At 70.4% G+C, this 17376-nt stretch carries 21 protein-coding genes; 6 read left to right on the top strand and 15 right to left on the bottom strand.

Translation table 11 applies throughout. The features are described 5' to 3' along the window. Positions 1 to 24 precede the first annotated feature (24 nt). Entirely contained in the window at positions 25 to 1041 is a 1017-nt protein-coding gene (gene ygfZ / locus ABD466_RS36945) for a CAF17-like 4Fe-4S cluster assembly/insertion protein YgfZ (protein ID WP_344661916.1), read from the bottom strand. 104 nt (positions 1042 to 1145) lie between these two features. Here ygfZ and ABD466_RS36940 point away from each other — a divergent pair, with 104 nt between their 5' ends. Continuing rightward, complete coding sequence (locus ABD466_RS36940) at positions 1146 to 2564, top strand: sugar phosphate isomerase family (protein ID WP_344661915.1); 1419 nt, start codon at positions 1146 to 1148, stop codon at positions 2562 to 2564. Continuing rightward, entirely contained in the window at positions 2561 to 3880 is a 1320-nt protein-coding gene (locus tag ABD466_RS36935; protein WP_344661914.1) for a PQQ-binding-like beta-propeller repeat protein, read from the top strand. Before ABD466_RS36940 ends, ABD466_RS36935 begins: the two co-directional genes overlap by 4 nt. Positions 3881 to 3885: 5 nt before the next feature. Here ABD466_RS36935 and ABD466_RS36930 read toward each other — a convergent pair whose 3' ends face one another. The 8 genes from ABD466_RS36930 to ABD466_RS36895 form a co-directional block, all read right to left on the bottom strand. Further along, on the bottom strand, positions 3886 to 4323 hold the full coding sequence (locus ABD466_RS36930; RefSeq protein ID WP_344661913.1) for a Fur family transcriptional regulator: 438 nt from the start codon (positions 4321 to 4323) through the stop codon (positions 3886 to 3888). Between the two features lie 101 nt (positions 4324 to 4424). Next, on the bottom strand, positions 4425 to 4958 hold the full coding sequence (locus ABD466_RS36925; RefSeq protein WP_344661912.1) for a heme-binding beta-barrel domain-containing protein: 534 nt from the start codon (positions 4956 to 4958) through the stop codon (positions 4425 to 4427). A 292-nt stretch (positions 4959 to 5250) separates the two neighbouring features. Beyond that, entirely contained in the window at positions 5251 to 5550 is a 300-nt protein-coding gene (locus ABD466_RS36920) for a DUF1416 domain-containing protein (RefSeq protein ID WP_344661911.1), read from the bottom strand. Then, the gene (locus ABD466_RS36915; RefSeq protein WP_344661910.1) at positions 5547 to 6410 is read right to left on the bottom strand and encodes a sulfurtransferase; all 864 of its coding nucleotides are present in this window, start codon (positions 6408 to 6410) and stop codon (positions 5547 to 5549) included. Before ABD466_RS36915 ends, ABD466_RS36920 begins: the two co-directional genes overlap by 4 nt. Positions 6411 to 6604: 194 nt before the next feature. Continuing rightward, on the bottom strand, positions 6605 to 6685 hold the full coding sequence (locus tag ABD466_RS36910) for an Ms5788A family Cys-rich leader peptide (protein ID WP_344661945.1): 81 nt from the start codon (positions 6683 to 6685) through the stop codon (positions 6605 to 6607). A gap of 87 nt (positions 6686 to 6772) precedes the next feature. After that, a complete protein-coding gene (locus ABD466_RS36905; protein ID WP_344661909.1) occupies positions 6773 to 7441 on the bottom strand; it encodes an anti-sigma factor family protein in 669 nt (222 codons plus the stop codon). Continuing rightward, the gene (locus ABD466_RS36900; protein WP_344661908.1) at positions 7438 to 7986 is read right to left on the bottom strand and encodes a sigma-70 family RNA polymerase sigma factor; all 549 of its coding nucleotides are present in this window, start codon (positions 7984 to 7986) and stop codon (positions 7438 to 7440) included. Before ABD466_RS36900 ends, ABD466_RS36905 begins: the two co-directional genes overlap by 4 nt. Before the next feature lie 16 nt (positions 7987 to 8002). Further along, positions 8003 to 8362, bottom strand: a complete 360-nt coding sequence (locus tag ABD466_RS36895; RefSeq protein ID WP_344661947.1) for a hypothetical protein — start codon at positions 8360 to 8362, stop codon at positions 8003 to 8005. Here ABD466_RS36895 and ABD466_RS36890 point away from each other — a divergent pair. Beyond that, positions 8292 to 8528 (top strand): cupredoxin domain-containing protein, encoded by a 237-nt coding sequence (locus tag ABD466_RS36890; protein ID WP_344661944.1) that lies wholly within the window; start codon positions 8292 to 8294, stop codon positions 8526 to 8528. The genes ABD466_RS36895 and ABD466_RS36890 overlap by 71 nt on opposite strands. A gap of 27 nt (positions 8529 to 8555) precedes the next feature. On the opposite strand, the gene ABD466_RS36885 is transcribed toward ABD466_RS36890, so the two are convergent. Genes ABD466_RS36885 through ABD466_RS36870 form a run of 4 tightly spaced genes read right to left on the bottom strand, consistent with a single transcriptional unit; the run spans position 8556 to position 11678 of the window. Beyond that, on the bottom strand, positions 8556 to 9320 hold the full coding sequence (locus ABD466_RS36885) for an LmeA family phospholipid-binding protein (protein ID WP_344661907.1): 765 nt from the start codon (positions 9318 to 9320) through the stop codon (positions 8556 to 8558). Beyond that, positions 9317 to 10501 carry a hypothetical protein gene (locus ABD466_RS36880; protein ID WP_344661906.1) on the bottom strand — a complete coding sequence of 395 codons (1185 nt, stop codon included), beginning with the start codon at positions 10499 to 10501 and terminating at the stop codon, positions 9317 to 9319. Before ABD466_RS36880 ends, ABD466_RS36885 begins: the two co-directional genes overlap by 4 nt. 53 nt (positions 10502 to 10554) lie before the next feature. Then, entirely contained in the window at positions 10555 to 10806 is a 252-nt protein-coding gene (locus ABD466_RS36875; protein WP_344661905.1) for a MoaD/ThiS family protein, read from the bottom strand. Next, positions 10803 to 11678, bottom strand: a complete 876-nt coding sequence (locus ABD466_RS36870) for an alpha/beta hydrolase (protein WP_344661904.1) — start codon at positions 11676 to 11678, stop codon at positions 10803 to 10805. Before ABD466_RS36870 ends, ABD466_RS36875 begins: the two co-directional genes overlap by 4 nt. Before the next feature lie 116 nt (positions 11679 to 11794). Here ABD466_RS36870 and ABD466_RS36865 point away from each other — a divergent pair, with 116 nt between their 5' ends. Both ABD466_RS36865 and mshD read left to right on the top strand, forming a co-directional pair. Then, positions 11795 to 12580, top strand: coding sequence for a response regulator transcription factor (locus ABD466_RS36865; RefSeq protein WP_344661903.1), 786 nt, complete (start codon positions 11795 to 11797; stop codon positions 12578 to 12580). Further along, on the top strand, positions 12577 to 13509 hold the full coding sequence (mshD, locus tag ABD466_RS36860; protein WP_344661902.1) for a mycothiol synthase: 933 nt from the start codon (positions 12577 to 12579) through the stop codon (positions 13507 to 13509). Before ABD466_RS36865 ends, mshD begins: the two co-directional genes overlap by 4 nt. A gap of 4 nt (positions 13510 to 13513) precedes the next feature. Here the strand turns inward: mshD and ABD466_RS36855 are convergent, their stop codons facing one another. Further along, positions 13514 to 14206 (bottom strand): class F sortase, encoded by a 693-nt coding sequence (locus ABD466_RS36855; protein ID WP_344661901.1) that lies wholly within the window; start codon positions 14204 to 14206, stop codon positions 13514 to 13516. Then, positions 14196 to 14924: a hypothetical protein gene (locus tag ABD466_RS36850; RefSeq protein WP_344661900.1), complete on the bottom strand. Its 729-nt coding sequence runs from the start codon at positions 14922 to 14924 to the stop codon at positions 14196 to 14198. Before ABD466_RS36850 ends, ABD466_RS36855 begins: the two co-directional genes overlap by 11 nt. Positions 14925 to 15154: 230 nt before the next feature. On the opposite strand from ABD466_RS36850, the gene ABD466_RS36845 reads away from it, so the two are divergent. Continuing rightward, positions 15155 to 17251 (top strand): RNA degradosome polyphosphate kinase, encoded by a 2097-nt coding sequence (locus ABD466_RS36845; RefSeq protein ID WP_344661899.1) that lies wholly within the window; start codon positions 15155 to 15157, stop codon positions 17249 to 17251. Positions 17252 to 17376: the final 125 nt, after the last annotated feature.

Raw genomic sequence — 17376 nt, 5'->3', positions numbered from 1 at the left:
TCCCGGCCCGGTCGCCGAGGCCGCCTACCGTGCCGCGCGGAACGTCGGCCGCCGGTTCGCCCCCGTCTCCGGCGGCACCACGATCTCCTGGGCCGCCGGCACTCCGTCGGCGAGCAGCTGGTCGTCGACCGGTGTCGTCCGCTTCACCAGAGCCAGCGCGACGGGGCCGAGCTCGTAGTGGCGGGCCGCCGAGGTCACGTGGCCGACCACGCGGCCGTCGCCGGTCGTCACCTCGGCGCCGTGGGCGGGGAGGTGCTCCGGGGTGCCGTCGAGGTGGAGGAAGACGAGGCGGCGCGGCGGATGGCCGAGGTTGTCCACTCGGGCCACCGTCTCCTGGCCGCGGTAGCAGCCCTTGTTCAGGTGCACCGCGCCCGGATGTCCCTCGGTGGCGATCCAGTCCACCTCGTGGGGGATGGTGCGGTCGTCGGTCTCCCGTCCCACGCGGGGGCGGTGGGCGGCGATGCGGAGGGCTTCGTAGGCCCACATCCCCGCGGGCTCGCCGGCGCCGGTGTCCTTGGCGCTCTTGGCGAAGTCCGCGAGGCGCTCGCGCGGGAGGAAGAGCTCGTGGCCGAGGTCGACCTCGCGGGCGAGGACCCCGTCGGGGACCGGGCCGGTGGTGAAGACCACCGCGTACTGGTCGGTCACGTCCTGGGGCTCGACGCGCATCATGAAGCGCATCTTCTCCAGGAAGGCGAGGATCTCGGGCGCGGTGCCGGGTTCCACGTGGAACCATGTCGCCTCGCCGTCGTCGACGAGGTAGAGCGCGTGTTCGATCCGGCCCTGCGGGGACAGGATGAGCGCCTCCACGGCCTGGCCGGGCTTCAGCCCCTCCAGATGCTGGCTGGTGAACGAGTGGAGCCAGGTCAGGCGGTCCGGCCCGGAGACCCGCAGCACGCCCCGGTGGGACAGGTCCACGAACCCGGTCCGATCCTCGGCCAGCCGCCGCTGCTCACCGTGGGGATCGCCATAGTGCGCGGCGACGCCGGCGTCCGGCGGGTCGGCCGGGACGGCGGAGGGCAGGGTCAGCAACGGGCTCGTCATGATTCCAGTCTCTCCTATCGCAAAGCGCCTGCTACGCTGCCGTTCTCCCTGTGGGGGTCCGCTCGCAGGGTTCACCACGTGCAACGCACAGGGCGGGGAAATCCATGGCAAGGCCGACGGTCGTCGCATGGGCGGCGTGCGCGGTGCTGACCTTGGCCGGATCGCTCACGGTCGGCGGGGTCGCGGCTGCGAAGGTGCGGCAGGAACCGCGGTTGACGGGGGCAGGTGCCGCGAGTTCGAAGGTGTTGACGTCGCCAGCTGGTGCACCTGGCGAGCAGACGTCATTACCGGAAGCCGTCAAAGCAGGTGCCGGTGGTTCTATAACGCGGGCCGACCTTGACGCGTTCGTGGCGTCCTACGGCGCGGCGCTGAAGGGGAAGAACCGAGCAGCGTTCGTCGGCATCGCCGACCCCAAGAAGCCGGACCTCGTGAAGAAGCAGGGCCAGCTCTACGACAACCTGCAGAAGATCCCGTTCAAAAGCGCTACGTACTCCGTCGACGCCGTGGACGGCGGTGAGAGCACGTTCGCACAGGGAGCGCAGGCCACGGTCACCGTGAACTTCGACCATCAGATCAGTGGGGTCGACAAGGAACCGGTGGAAGAGCGGTACCGGTGGACCGTGGTGCGGGGCGCGACAGGACTGCTCGTGACGGACGTAGGCGCGCCTTCACAGCGTCGTGGCTATCCGGCGCCGTGGGATTCCGTACCGAGCCTGACGGTCGTGACGCGAACGCATGTGGTGGTGATGGCGGACGACACGTCATCGGGGTTCGCGAAGAGTCATGCGGACGCTCTGGAGAGCGACGCGGAGTACGACTTCGCGCACTGGACCGGTGGATCGGGGACGGCACCGGGCTTCGCGGTGTTCCTGACGTCGAACCGTACCCTGTACCAGGATATTTATGATCAGGGACGGGACGAGTCGGTCGGCGTGACGGTGCCCATGCCGGCGGCTCCAGCGCCGACCCCGGCCGCGGGGACGGGTTCGGGGACGGTGAACAGCGCGTCCTATCCGAGCTCACGGATAGCGGTGGACACGACGCACTACAAGAACGTGGATCCGGCGGACGCCGACATCGTGTTCAAGCACGAGATGACGCACGCGATGATCGACCCGTTCGAAGACGTGAGCGGACGATCCCAGCAGGACCACCTGTGGGTCGTCGAGGGGTTCGCGGAGTGGGAGTCGCAGCGGATGTACTCCCCGACAGAGCTGCTGTACGACGGGGCGTCGTTGCACAGCTATGCGAGCAAGCACGGGGCTCCGAAGGCGCTGCCGACGGATGCAGAGGTATACAGCTCCAATTCCGATACATCGGGTTCGAGTTACTTCTATTCGCATATGGCGATGCGGTACATGGCTGACAAGTACGGCCCGGAGAAGGTGGACCAGTTCGTGCTGTACGTGTACAAGCACGCCACGGGGACGATGTGTGTGGACGACGCTATGAAGAACGTGCTCGGTACTAGCACGGATCAGTTCACCTCGGGGTACGCGGCGTGGTTCCGGAGCTCCATATGAGCGCGACGAACGTATTACGTGGGCCGGTACTGCCGAGCCTTATAGCGGTGGGGATCGTGGCGGCTTCCGTAGTAGGAACTGTCACGCTGACCGGAAAGCATTCTGGCAGCGCCAGCGCCGCATCGGCGCCGGCCACCCCGCCGCCGGTGCGGAACGCGGCGTGGGTGGTGAACGGCGCGCATGACGCACCGGAGCTGAGCGCGCTGACCGGCTTCTGGATCGGATCGGACATCGTGGTCCGGGGTGGGGTCGACGGCCTGCACGCGATGAGGCGCGGCGACGGAAGCGCGGCCTGGGACCTGCCGACGCCGGGCGGCGGAGACCTGTGCGGGATGTCGGCGGCCGTCGACGACGGGGTGGGGATCGTCGCGTCGCAGGGCACGACCGAAACCCGGGGCGGCGCCGGCTCCGCGGACTGCTCGGTGGTCTCGGGGGTGGACGTCACAAGCGGCAAGGTGCTCTGGACGACGCCGATGTCGAGTTCGTTCGGGGATCCCGACGCGGGAGCCGCGGACTACGCCGCCACCGGTGGAACGGCGATCGTCGATTCGGACCGGGACCAGGCGGAGACCGGTGTCGTCGGGCTGGATGTGAAGACGGGGGTCCAGAAGTGGAAGTACGGCGGAGAGTGTGAACACCGAGGCAAGGGCTTCAGCGCCGCCGGGGGACACGTCGTCGTCGCCGAGGTTTGCCAGGGCCAGGCGAAGATCCGGGTGCTTGATGCGGTGACTGGCGGCGCCGTGGCGGGTGCTGCCGTGCCGAACCTGGGTGGGGCGACACATCCCCAGGTGGTGTCGGCCGATCCCCTGGTGGTCGCCGACGATGGCAGCAGCCCGAAGGCCCTGAGCTTCGGCGCGGGCGGGCCGGTGACGGTCACGGACCTCGGCGGGCTGTTCGCGACGCTGAGCGACAAGGGGGCGTCACGAGCTCAGGTCAGCGTCGGGAAGGATGTGCTGTGCTTCGGCGGGCACCAGGCTTCCTGCTGGACCGCCGGCGGCACGCCGACGACTCCGCACGGGCTGCCGAACGAGGGCGCCGAGCACCACGACGTGTATCCGGTACTGGGGACAGGCGCTACCGCCCGGATCGTGACGACCGGCGTGCCCGGGCACACACGCGCGTCACTGTGCCGGGTGACCGGTGACGGTACCGTGGTCGTTGAAGCGGATCTTTCGCAACCCGTGTCGGACTACCTCGGCAAGAGCGGGACTGCGGGGTCGTACTACCTGTACGCGGACGCGAAGGACTTGTACCTCGTGGACCCACAGCCGTCAGGGCGGGCCGCGGTGATCGACGTGCGGCTGACCGCCGGCTAGGACCGCTACTCGGCCTTCTCGGCCGCGGCGCAGTCCGAGCAGTTCCCGAACACCGCGAGATGGCGTACGTCGGTCTCGAAGCCGTAGTCGGCACGCAGCCGCTCGACCAGCGGCTCGGCGGCCGAGTCCTCAGCCTCGACGATGCGGCCGCAGCGGCGGCAGACGAGGTGGACGTGCGCGGGCTGGTCGGCGGTGTGGTAGATCTGCGCGCCGTGGCCCAGGTGCGTGTGGGTGACCAGGCCGAGTTCCTCAAGGAGTTCGAGGGTCCGGTAGACCGTCGAGAGATTGACCCCGCGGGCCGTGCGGCGGACCTCTTCGCAGATGGACTCGGGGGTCGCATGGTCCAGGGAAGCCACGGCCTGGAGGACGAACTGGCGCTGTGGCGTCAGGCGGTAGCCCTTCGCGCGCAGCTCCTTGGTGAGTTCCGTGGCCGCGGTGTCCATATGTCCACTATCCCACTGGGTGCGGGCGCGGTTCGCCAGTCATTCGCTAATTGATGCGACTCGGGTGGGGCACGAGTGGCGCTGCGGCGGCGAGGTGCGCGCTACGCAGTCGGCTTGAGCTGCGCGGACAGGTGCGACTGCATCGGCTGGCCCATCGCCGCCATGTCGAACGCCCACAGCAGGTCGCCCTGGACCAGGCCGTAGAGGCGGTGGCCGGCGGTGTACTCCTTGGCCGTCTCGGTACGCGCGACGACGTCGGTCCGCAGTTCGATCTTGGCGCCGTCGGCTTCCCCGACCCAGATCTCGGAGATGCCGGTCGGGTGGGCGAGGAGCACTTCGAGGTGGGTCCGCGTGGTGCCGGCGGTGCCGTTCGCCTCGGTGCGCTCCTGCGGCCGCCAGTAGCCGGATTCCTGGGCGAGCGGGCGGACCTGGTTTCCGTCCTCGTCGAGCAGCCAGGAACGGGATTCGTAACGCAGGAAGGGCTTGCCGGGTGTGTAGGAGAACACGACCTCTTGCCCGAAGTTGAAGGACTCGATGGTCGGATAGCCGCCGACACCGGCGCCGGCCCAGGTGCCGAGGAGGAAGGCCAGGGGGACGCAGTTGGGGTGCAGGTCCGAGGGGATCTCCAGAGGCATGGCGCGGCCCTTCTTCTCCTAGATCCCGGCTCTCAGCTCTGGCCCTTGAACAGGCGCAGCACCACGAAGGAGGCGAACCACAGGACGAGCACGGCCACAAGGACCAGGAGGATGTCGAAGAGGGTCTGGACGCTCATGATCTGGAGTCTAGCGGAGGGGTGGGAGTGCTACTCGGTGAGCTTGGTCTCGGGCGTGATGGGCGTGGCCGGCGTGGTGACCGACGAACGGCGCCCGCCGCCGGTCCGCTGACCGGCGACGGGCGCTCCCCTCATACGTCTGGGACTCGGGCGGTTCAGACCGCCAGGGCGATCTCCGACACCTCGCCCAGGGTGGCCTCGACCGTGGCGTCGACGGTGCCGCCGGGCACCAGGGCGCGCACGGTCCAGGTGCCGGGGGCCGCGAAGAAGCGGAAGCCGCCCTCGGGGCTGGTGGGGACCTCGGCGGTGAACTCGCCGCCGGAGTCGAGCAGGCGGACGTAACCGGTGACGGGGCTGCCGTCACGGGAGACCGCGCCCTGGATGACCGTTTCCTTCGCCACGTCCACTCCTTCGATGCTGTATCCGCCTGCGGGGGCTCCGCACGAGGCCGTCACTGCTTGCCGCCTTCCGGTGCGCCCGGCTCGGTGCCGAGGGCGACGGGCACGCCGACCAGCGAGCCGTACTCGGTCCAGGAGCCGTCGTAGTTCTTCACGTTGGGCTGGCCCAGGAGCTCGTGCAGGACGAACCAGGTGTGGGCGCTGCGCTCGCCGATGCGGCAGTACGCGATGGTGTCCTTGGACAGGTCGACGCCCTCGGCCTCGTAGAGGGCCGTGAGGTCGGCGTCGGACTTGAAGGTGCCGTCGTCGTTGGCCGCCTTGGACCAGGGGATGTTGCGGGCGGTCGGGACGTGGCCCGGGCGCTGGCTCTGCTCCTGCGGGAGGTGGGCCGGGGCCAGGAGCTTGCCCGAGTACTCGTCGGGGCTGCGGACGTCGACCAGGTTGGTGGTGCCGATCGCGGCCACGACGTCGTCGCGGTAGGCGCGGATGGACTGGTCCTGGGGCTGCGCCGTGTAGGTGGTGGCCGCGCGGGTGGGGACCTCGGCGACCAGCTCGCGGGACTCCAGCTCCCACTTCTTGCGGCCGCCGTCGAGGAGCTTCACGTCGCCGTGGCCGTAGAGCTTGAAGTACCAGTAGGCGTAGGAGGCGAACCAGTTGTTGTTGCCGCCGTAGAGGACGACCGTGTCGTCGTTGGCGATGCCGCGCTCGGAGAGCAGGGCGGCGAACTGCTCCTGGTTCACGAAGTCGCGGCGGACCGGGTCCTGCAGGTCGCGCTTCCAGTCGATCCGGACGGCGTTGCGGATGTGGTTCTTCTCGTAGGCGGCGGTGTCCTCGTCGACCTCGACGAGGACGACCTTCGGATCGTCCAGGTGCGCCTGGACCCAGTCGGCGTCCACCAGGACGTCGTTGCGACTCATGGGAGTCCTCCGGATGGTTCGGGGTTCGGATCGGAGTGGATGAGGCCCACGGGGCCGGCTTGGTCCCGGCCGCGGGCACGCGGAAGCAGGTGCGTGTCCAATGGGTCCGCGCTGAAACGAAGGGCCGCCGGGCTTCAGCCCAGGCGTCGTGACCCTAGAGAGCAGGGATCACGGAAGGAGCCGACCCTTCGGGGTCAGCGCATTCGACACAGGCAGGCGGCGACGCGGCACAGATCGACTGCGCGTCGCTTGGTGAAATCCGCCTGCTGCTTCATGGATCCGACTCTAGAGAGGGCTCGCGGCGGTGTCACGTATGTACCGCACTGTGAGACACCGGTCTTAAGATTCGTGCACCCGGCAGGTCACGAGGCCATCGGCACCGAGATGTCGTAGCCGTGGTCGTCGACCCGCACCTCGAAGTGGTCGATCTGGTCCGGGGTGAGGCTGGTGGCGGCCGGGATGTCGATCTGCTTGCCGCCGACCGACTTCCAGCTCGACAGCTGGATCCTCGTCTGGTTCTTGTCGTAGACGTAGAGCGTGCAGATCGTCTCGGCCGGCGCACCGCTCATCTTGGCGTCGATCCAGGTGCCCCAGCCGCGGCCCTCATAGGAGATCTGGGCCGTGACGCCGCTCGCCGTGACCGGGGGCAGAGGAGTGCCCACCGCGACCGCCGCCGGCGGCGAGGTGTGGTTCTGGCCCACGGCGAAGCCGCCCCCGACCAGGGCCAGCGCCGCCAGCCCGCCGGCCGTGCCGAGCGCCAGACGGCGGCGCAGTGGCGAGGCGAACGCGGGCAGGCGCGGGCGCCGCCGCTTCGGCTGCTCCACCGGCTCCGGCATCGGGGCCCCGACCAGGCCGACGTCCATGATCCGCTTCACGCCGACGAAAGACGTGTACTCCGCCTGGCACTCCGGGCAGTCCGCGAGGTGCCTGCGCACGTCACGGGCCTCGTCGGCGTCGAGCGCGCCCAGCGCCAACGCCCCGATCGAGAACCTCAGGTCCTCGCGGTCGCACATCTCCGACTCCCGATTCACGGCTTGATCCCCCGTTCCTCGAAAGCCGTCCGCAGCGCGCGCAACGCGTAGTACGTGCGCGACTTGACGGTACCCGGCGGGATGCCGAGCACCTTCGCGGCCTCGGCCACGGACAAGCCCTTGAAGTACGTCTCCCGCAGCACGGCCCGGTGGTCGGGGCTCAGTGTCGCCATGGCCTCCGCCACCTCCCATCCCAACAGGATCCGGTCGTGGTCGTCCTCGACGACCGCGCCGCGCGCCGCCGCCAGGTGCAGGCCCTCCTCGCCGACCTCCTGCGGCCGGGAGCGGCGGGCCCGCGCGTAGTCCACCACGATGTTGCGGGCGACCGTGCACAGCCAGGCCCGCGGGGAGCCGCGGTCCGGGGCGAACGCCTCGGCGTGCTGCCAGGCCCGCAGGAACGTCTCCTGCACCACGTCCTCGGCCTGCGCCCGGTCGCCGTTGGTCAGTTTGAGGACGTAGCCCAGCAGCGGGCCCGCGTGGTCCGCATAAAGAATCCTGAGGCGTTCCGCGTCCGCGCTCGCGACGTCCACACCAGGGACACGCAAGGGCGGCGGATCCGGTTCAACTCGTCGCCACCACGCCACCACCGCATGATGGCACCGACGGTGAACCGCCGACACCTGTTCGCGTCCAGTCGCGCTCGAGGTTGGCGGTGAACCGTCGGGCGCCCGGCCGCGTTTGCACCGGTATGAAGCGCACAGCACTCGTCTCCGGAGTCGCCACGGCGCTGCTGATCGCGGCTGCCGCGTGTTCCAGCGGCTCGTCAAGCTCGTCTGGCTCATCCGGACCGTACAACCCACCCACCACTTCAGCCCCACCGAGCTCATCGGCTCCGGCGACCGCGGGCACGATCACCATCGCGAGCTTCACCTTCTCCGGGCCGCTGACCGTCCCGGCCGGGGCGACCGTCACGGTGACCAACTCCGACTCCGCCGACCACACCGTCACAGGGGACGCCCCGGGGCAGTTCGACGTGCGGGCGCCGGCCGGGCAGACGGTGACGTTCAAGGCGCCGACGGCCCCGGGCACGTACCCGTTCCACTGCTCGATCCACCCGGAGATGCACGGGAAGCTGATCGTCACCTAGGCCGGTGACGGGCCGGGGCGGCCGGGGTCAGTCGCCGGAGATGCCCGAACTGGTGATGGTGACGTGGTCGGCCAGAGCCTTCACCCGCAGCCCGTCGCCGGAGGTCTTCAGGTCGTTCAGCTGCAGGGTCAGGTTCATCGGCAGCGCGCCGACCGGAATCGGGAAGTCGAGGTCCTTCGGGATCCGGCCGGACAGGCCGGGGATCGGCGTCTCCACCTTCGTGGCGGCGAGCTGCAGCCGGTTGTCCGGGCCGAGGCTCAGCTTGCTCTGCAGCGTGACCTTGCCGAGGCCGGCGAGCGGGCCGGTGACGCGGATCGAGTTGTCCGGGCCCTCGGCCAGCGTGACGTCCAGGTGCTGGGCGGCCGCGGCCGCCTCCAGGTCGGCCCAGCTGAAGAAGGCGGTGCCGGACAGTCTGTCGACCTTGGCCTCCGTGAACCCGTTGGAGGGCGCGACGCCGTTCAGGTCCACGTGCAGGTCGCTGACCCGGACCCCGTTGCGCACGACGCCGCGCGCGTCCATCGAGACGTGGTCCAGCTTCATCCCGATCAGCTGGGTCAGGAACGGGAAGTCGGCGATGGTCACCGACGGCTTGGTCGCCAGGTTCTGGGACGACTGCACGCGTTTGGCGATCTGGCTCTCCGCGATCCCCACCGTGATCCGGTCCGCCGCGACGAACAGCCCCGCCAGCACGAGCAGCACGATCGCCAGCCGCAGCGGCCACTTGCGCCGCCTGGCCGGCGGCGGTGGTTGCGCCTGCCAGTTCAGCTGTTCGATCCCCTCCTCGTAAGTCATGCCACGAGGATAGCCGCGGTATAGGACGCTAGGGCGGCCACAACGGCCGGAAGAGCCACCACCACGACCCGGCTGGAGCCCAGTTCCGGGTTGCGGGCGGCCACCAGACCGACGAGGGCGCCGACCGCCGCGCCGATGGCGACGGAGCCGGTCTCCAAGCGCGCGGCGGGCAGGAACAGGCCGGTCAGACCGGTGAACAGCAGCGCCGCGGAGGCGGCCGCGATCGCCCGGACGGTACCGGGTTCTACGCCCCGGCGGCGCGCCCGGAACACCGCGTCCGCCGCCACGAGGAAAAACCCCACACCGAGTCCCCCGGCGACCGCGGTCGCGGACTCGTCGGCCTGGAACTTGAACGTGCCGACGGTGGCCGCGAGGGCCGGGAGGGCGACGAACGCCGCGGTGCGGCGGGAGGCGTAGCCGGCGAGGTCGAGAATCGCCCAGGCGACGAGGATCTGCAGCGGGATGACGACGGCCGCGACGGCCTTCACGGAGACGAAGGAGGCGATGACGAGCGCCGCGGTCGAGGCCCCGAGGAAGGGGAGGTGGGCGAGCAGGGGAAGTGCTTCGCGGTAGGGCCGCGGCGCTGCGGGGGTGTAGTCCTCCGGGCCGTAGTCCTGCTGGGCATAGTCCTCTGGAACGTCGGCGGCGGAACGGCGGCGGGGCTCGAAGCGCGGTTCGGCGTAGCCCTCGACGTACTCTTCCGAGTACTGCTCGACGTACTCTTCGGCGTACTGCCCGGGGTACTGCTCGACATACTGCTCGGTGTAGTCGTCTACGTACTGCTCGGTGTACTGCTCGGTGTACTGCTCCGTGTACCCGTCGTAGTACTGATCGTTGTATTGCTCTGTGTACTGCTGCTCGGCGTAGCCGTACATCTCCTCAGGCGATGGCTGCCCCCGGCGCGAGTGCGGCCGCTGCTGAGGCTCATATGAAGGCGCAGGCTCGTACGAAGGCGCAGGCTCGTACGAGGGCGCAGGCGTCTCGTAGCCATAGTCGTATTCATAGCCGGTGTACTCGGGCTGTTGCTCGTACCCCTGCTCATAACCCTGCTCGTACTGGTACCCGTATCCCTCGTCGGCGTAATACCCGTCCTGGTACGCGGGTGCCTCGGCGTACTGGGGCTCCTCAGGCTGCGGCTCGGAAGCCGGCCGCCCACGTCGCCGGCCCGTGTACTCGCCCACCCTGCGTTCCTCCTGCCGACTGCCTGCCCGCCTGAAGGTACCAGGGCGGGGGCTCAGCCTCCGGCGAACGGCGGCAGGACCTCCACCACCGCCCCTGGCGGCAGGGCCACGGCGGCCGGGTCGCGGCGGCCCACCGGGGTGCCGTCCACCAAGAACGACGAGCGCCGCACCACCTCGCCCAGCCCGGCGCCGTGCCGGGCCACGGCGGCGGCCAGCACGTCGGCGAGCAGCTCGCCCTCGTACGGCTCCTCGCTGGTGCCGGCGGCCGCCTTGGCCGCGGCCCAGTAACGGATCAGTCCGCTCATCCCGCTTCTCCTTCCAGTTCCCCCACGTGCTCGTCCGCGGCGGGGAGGGCACGCACCCAGCGGCCGATCCGGCCGATGAGGTCCACGCCGGCGGACGCCTCGGCGTGCCCGAACCCGCGCTCGATCCACAGCTCGCGGGGCTCCCCCGCCGCGGCGTAGAGGGCCTGGGCGTGACCGAGCGGGAAGTACCGGTCCGCGTCGCCGTGCACCACCAGCAGCGGCACCGGGGCGATCCGCGCCACCAGCTCCACCGGCGACTCGGGCACCGGGTTCCAGCCGTCCGGCAGGATGCGGGTCCTCAGCGCCACGCTCGACACCATCCGTCCCATCGGGTGCTGTACCAACCAGTGGACCATTTTCATGGGCCGGGTGGAGCGCTCGAACCACCAGCCCGGTCCGCTCACCGACACCACGGCGTCGGTCACGGTGCCGGGACCGACGCCCGAGCCGCACAGGCCGCCGTGCCGCACCACGACCGAGGCGCCCATGGAGAAACCCACCGTCGCCACATTCCGGTAACCGAGGACGCGCGCCCACTCCACCGCCGCGTGCAGGTCGAGCACCTCGAGATCACCGACCGTGGATCTTCCGTGTGACTGTCCGTGACCGCGGAAGTCGAACGCGATCACTCCGCCATGAGCCCGTAACGCGGCCGCGATCCGGGACATGTCCGCGCCACGCCACGAACCGGTGAATCCGTGGCACAGAACGAACGCCCACCTCCTGTCGACACCGGGCCTGTGCACCGCGTTGAGCCGTACTCCGTCCGCCGTGAGAAGGGTCTGGCCGGTCCCGGACCGGCTGGAGCTGCGCCTTTGCCCAGGTAAAATACGTGTGAACTCCGGCACGGAAACCTCGGGGAAACGGCTCATGACGGCTATCCTCTCTGACAGAGGACCAGGGCGATGACGCCCCACGGGTCCTCTATGTGTTTTCTGGCGGGCGCCGAAAAGAAGACGCCCCCGGACTGGCGAGGAGCGATCCGCGGATGTCCAACCTGTTGTTGCTGACCAACTCCCTGACCCCGTCCTCCGAGGTGCTTCCAGCCCTCGGCCTGCTGCTGCACAACGTGCGGGTGGCGCCGGCGGAGGCCTCCGCGCTGATCGACACCCCACCGGCCGACGCCCTGCTCGTGGACGGCCGTCGCGACCTGCCCCAGATGCGTTCCCTGTGCCGGCTGCTGCGCACCACCGGCGTCGACTGCCCGCTGCTGCTGATCACCACCGAGGGCGCGCTGGCCGCGGTCACGGCCGAGTGGGGCATCGACGACGTGCTGCTGGAGTCGGCCGGGCCGGCGGAGGTGGAGGCCCGGCTGCGGCTGGCCATCGGGAAGCTGGCGGCCGGCGCGGTCGCGGACGACGTCCCGCTGGAGATCAAGAGCGGCGACCTGTCGATCGACGAGGGCACCTACACGGCGCGGATCCGCAACCGGGTCCTGGACCTCACCTTCAAGGAGTTCGAGCTCATCAAGTACCTCGCGCAGCATCCGGGCCGGGTGTTCACCCGCGCGCAGCTGCTGCAGGAGGTCTGGGGCTACGACTACTTCGGCGGCACCCGCACCGTGGACGTCCACGTGCGGCGGCTGCGCGCCAAGCTCGGCGTGGAGCACGAGGCGCTGATCGGCACGGTGCGCAACGTCGGTTACCGCTTCGTCACGCCGGACAAGCGCGGCACCGGGTCGAACAACGGGTCCGGCGGGTCCGGGGGCTCCGGCGGCGGGTCGGTCGACGCGCGCTCCGCCGACCCCGAACCGGCCCGTACCGTGGTGGGGTGACAGGAACTGGTATCTCCATCGGCGTCCTCCGCCATGTGACCGAGGCGGATGTCGCCGCCATCCGAGCCCTGGCCGAAGCCGCCGAGCGGACCGACGGCGTGGCGCCGCTCCCGGAGCAGGTCCTGCTCCACCTGAAGCACCAGGGCGACGCCGACGCCTGGCACTTCGTGGCCCGGCGGCTCTCCGGTCAGGGTTCGGAGTTGATCGGCTACGCCTTCCTGGACAAGACGAATCCCGAGGAAGGCCCCTCGGCCGAGGTCGTGGTCGCCCCGTCGGCGCGCCGACAGGGCGTCGGCGGCGCGCTGCTGGACGCCCTGCGGATGAAGGTGCGCCGCGGCGACAAGCCGTTGCGCGTGTGGGCGCACGGCGGACTCCCGGCGGCCGCGGCGCTGGCCGGGAAGCGCGGTCTGGAGCTGGACCGCGAGCTGTGGGTGATGGCGCGGCCCCTCGACGAGGTGCCGCCGGCGCCGGAGGTCGAGGGCGTCACGGTCGCCGCGTTCCGGCCCGGTGCCGACGACGAGGCCTGGGTCGACCTCAACGCGCGGGCCTTCGCGCACCACCCGGAGCAGGGCTCGATGACGCTCGATGACCTGCGCGCGCGCATGGCCGAGCCCTGGTTCGATCCGGCCGGGTTCCTCCTTGCCTGGCGGGACGGGAAGCTCGTCGGTTTCCACTGGACCAAGGTCCACGACCACAGCGCCTACGGCGACGGACCGGTCGGCGAGGTCTACGTGCTCGGCGTGGACCCGGCCGAACAGGGCCGCGGGCTCGGCAAGGCCCTGACCCTTCTGGGACTGGAGCACCTGCGGGAGCGCGGACTCAGCGAGGTGATCCTCTATGTCGAGGGCGACAACAAGCCGGCGATCGCCGTGTACGGCGGGCTCGGGTTCACGCGGCGCAGCGCCGACGTGATGTACCGCGTGCCCTGACCGCTCAGCCGGTGGAGCCGACCAGCTGCGCGTAGACCACCAGGTTGTCGGCGTAGTGCTGGCCGTCGAAGGCGCCGCCACAGGTGATCAGCCGCAGCTGCGCAGTGTCGATGTCCTCGCCGACGCCATACACGCGCTGCGCCGGGAACCGGCCCTTGTCCACCACCTCGACCGACGTCACCCGGAACTGCGCGTGCTTCTTGTCCGCGCGGTCGACCACGACCAGCGCACCGGGCTGAACGTTCCCGAGCGGGTAGAACACGGCGCGGCCGTAGTCGGTGTCGACGTGGCCGACGATGATCGCCGCGCCGCGCTCCCCCGGCGTCGGGTTGCCGGTGAACCAGCCGGCCTCGGACGGCGCGGACATCGGCGGCACCGCGACGGCGCCGTCCCGGTCCATCCCCAGTCGGATCAGCGGGGCGTCGATGCCCACCGAGGGCACCTTCACCCGCAACGGCACCGACCGCTCCAGCGGCGCGGCCGCCGGGCCGGACCAGGTGCCGAACAGCGCGCCCCGGGACGGTGACGGCGGCCCGGTCAGGGCGCTGACACCGGAGCTCAGCAGCTTGAACCCGGCCGCCACGACGGCCACGGCGAGGACGATCTGCAGAACCCTGCGGTGGCGCCGCGGGCCCGGTCCGGCGCCGCCGGTCCGGCCGGCGCCGCCCGGGCTCGCCGGGGCGGGGTCACCCGACATGCGTGCCGGAGGCCCCGCGGCGCCGCATCGTCCACAGTCCGTAGCTGATGCCGCCGGCCACCAGCGCGATACCGCCGGCGGTCATGCCGACGTCGCCCTTCATCACCGAACCGCCGCCGCCGGCCTTGGGCGGGTTGGTCGGCGTGGGGTTGCGGCCGCCGTAGATCGTGATGCTGGTGACGCCGTTCAGCTTGTTGGCGCCGGTGCCGCAGGTGACGTTCACCGACCAGTTGCCGTTCTGCGCGGTCGAGATGATCGTCGCGGTGCCGGCCAGACCCGCGCCCTTGGGGTTGCGGGTCAGCGCGACCGAGCCGTTGTTGGTGAACACCGACGAGGTCGCGGTGCCGGAGTCGGGCTGGATGCAGGTGGGCACGGTGATCAGCACCTGCTGGCCGGGCTTGGCCGCGCTCGGGCTGAGCTCCACCGCCGGGCCGCTGAGGCCGCTGCCCGGGGAGGTGCTGTCGGCCGGCAGCGCGCCCTGGACCGCGGCGGCCACGCCCGACAGGCTCTGGACGCCGCCGGAGACGCCGCCGGAGAGGCTCTGGACGCCGCTGGAAAGGCTCTGGTATCCGCTCTGCAGGTTCTGGACTCCGTTCGAGACCGTGGAGGCGCCGTTCTTGACGTTGTCCACGAGGTCTCCGGCGCTGGCATGTGTGTTCATCATCCACAACAGCGCGGCCGCGCCGCCGCCCACCACCAGGGTCTTCATCCCGAACATCTCCGGGGCCTCCTGTCGTCACGCTGTCGTCACGGTTCGAAGCGGCAAAAGCAGGGGAGGTGCCTCGGGCGGACCCGGGTACACCTTCCAGATCCATCGATACCGCCACGGAAGGGGTTTCACCTGTTGAGCAGCGCTTTTTCGCCCGGATGGCGCACGCGTTCACCCGGACGCCGAGATTCCACCCTCCCGCTACCCGCCGTTCATCGCGACGTGTCAGGCTGACCATCATGACCGGCCCGGCCCCTGAGACCCGCTTCCTGGACCGGGAGATCTCCTGGCTGAGGTTCAACGAGCGCGTACTGGAACTCGCTCAGGACTCAGCCCAGGTACCGCTCCTGGAGCGCGCGCGCTTCCTCGCGATCTTCGCCTCCAACCTCGACGAGTTCTACATGGTCCGGGTGGCCGGCCTGCGCCGCCGCCTGGCCACGGGGGTGGCCACCACCTCGGCCTCCGGACTGCCGCCGCGGGAGGTTCTGCGCCGGATCCTGGCCGAGACCAGGGAGCTGATGGCCCGCCACGCCGCGGTGTTCCAGGAGAAGCTGCGCCCGGAGCTGGCCGCGGTCGGGATCGCCATCATCCGCTGGGGCGACCTGGACGGCGAGGAGCGGGAGAAGCTGTTCCAGCTGTTCCGCTACCAGCTGTTCCCGGTGCTGACGCCGCTGGCGGTGGACCCGGCGCACCCGTTCCCGTACATCTCCGGCCTGTCGCTGAACCTCGCGGTCTCGCTGCGCGACCCGGACACCGGGCAGGAGCACTTCGCCCGGGTGAAGGTGCCGCCGCTGCTGCCGCGCTTCGTCGAGGCCAACCCGGGCCGCTACGTGCCGGTCGAGGACGTCATCGCCGCCCACCTGGAGCTGCTGTTCCCGGGCATGGAGATCCTGGACCACCACGCCTTCCGGGTGACCCGCAACGAGGACCTCGAGGTCGAGGCGGACACCGACGAGAACCTGCTGCAGGCGCTGGAGCGGGAGCTGATGCGCCGCCGCTTCGGGCCGCCGGTGCGGCTGGAGGTCGACGAGCACATCCGGCCGCAGGTGCTGGACCTGCTGATCCGCGAGCTGGACATCAACGAGGACGAGGTCTTCAAGCTGTCCGCGCCGCTGGACCTGACCGGGCTGCACCAGATCGCCGACATCGGCAAGCTCGGCGAGTACAGCGAGCTGCGGTACCCGTCGTTCGCCACCAAGACCCACCCGGACCTGGCCGACGAGGGGCCGGGCAAGCCGGCCGACGTGTTCGCCGCGATCCGGCGCCGGGACATCCTGCTGCACCACCCCTACGACTCGTTCGCCACCAGCGTGCAGGCGTTCCTGGAGCAGGCCGCGTCCGACCCGGACGTGCTGGCGATCAAGCAGACGCTGTACCGGACCAGCGGCGACTCGCCGATCGTGGACGCCCTGATCGACGCCGCCGAGGCCGGCAAGCAGGTGCTGGTGCTGGTGGAGATCAAGGCCCGGTTCGACGAGCACGCCAACATCTCCTGGGCCCGCAAGCTGGAGCAGGCCGGCTGCCACGTGGTCTACGGGCTGATCGGGCTGAAGACGCACTGCAAGCTGTCGCTGGTGGTGCGGCGCGAGGGCGGGTTCCTGCGCCGCTACTCGCACGTCGGCACCGGCAACTACAACCCCAAGACCGCCCGGCTCTACGAGGACCTGGGCCTGCTCACCTGCGACAACGAGATCGGCGCGGACCTGTCGGACCTGTTCAACCGGCTCAGCGGCTACGCGCACCCGACGAAGTTCGGGCGGCTGCTCACCGCGCCGAACGCGCTGCGGCCCGGACTGGTCGAGCTGATCGGGCAGCAGAAGGAGCGGGCCGAGGCCGGGCAGCCGTCCCGGATCCGGATCAAGGTGAACTCGATCGTCGACGAGGCGGTGATCGACGCGCTCTACGAGGCGTCGCAGGCCGGCGTCCCGGTCGAGGTCTGGGTGCGGGGCATCTGCGCCCTGCGGCCCGGGGTCGAGGGGATGTCGGAGAACATCCGGGTCCGCAGCGTGCTGGGCCGGTTCCTGGAGCACTCCCGGGCCTTCGTGTTCGGGCTCGACGACGAGGCGCAGGTGTGGATCGGCAGCTCGGACCTGATGCACCGCAACCTGGACCGCCGGGTGGAGACCCTGGTGCGGCTGGTCGAGCCGCAGCAGCGGCGCGCCATCTCGGCGCTGTTCGACCTGGCGATGGACCCCCGCACCGCGGCCTGGGACCTGGGCGGCGACGGGACCTGGACCCGGTCGGAGTACGCCGAGGACGGATCGCCGCTGGCGGATCTGCAGAGCACGCTGATCGCCGAGCGGTCCACCTGGTGGAGCCGGCGGCCGGCGGGGTGACCACGGTGGGCGCGGTGAGCACGGTGAGCGCGGTGGACGCTGCTGGGGAGACGGCGGGCCGGAGCGGCCGTCCGCGGGTGCCGGACGGACCGGGCGTGCGCGCCCGGCGCAGCAGGACAGGGACA

This window comes from Catenulispora subtropica (assembly GCF_039531675.1).
GTDB lineage: Bacteria > Actinomycetota > Actinomycetes > Streptomycetales > Catenulisporaceae > Catenulispora > Catenulispora subtropica.
Note: the sequence above shows the minus strand (reverse complement) of the source record. Positions and strands in the feature narration are given on the sequence as shown.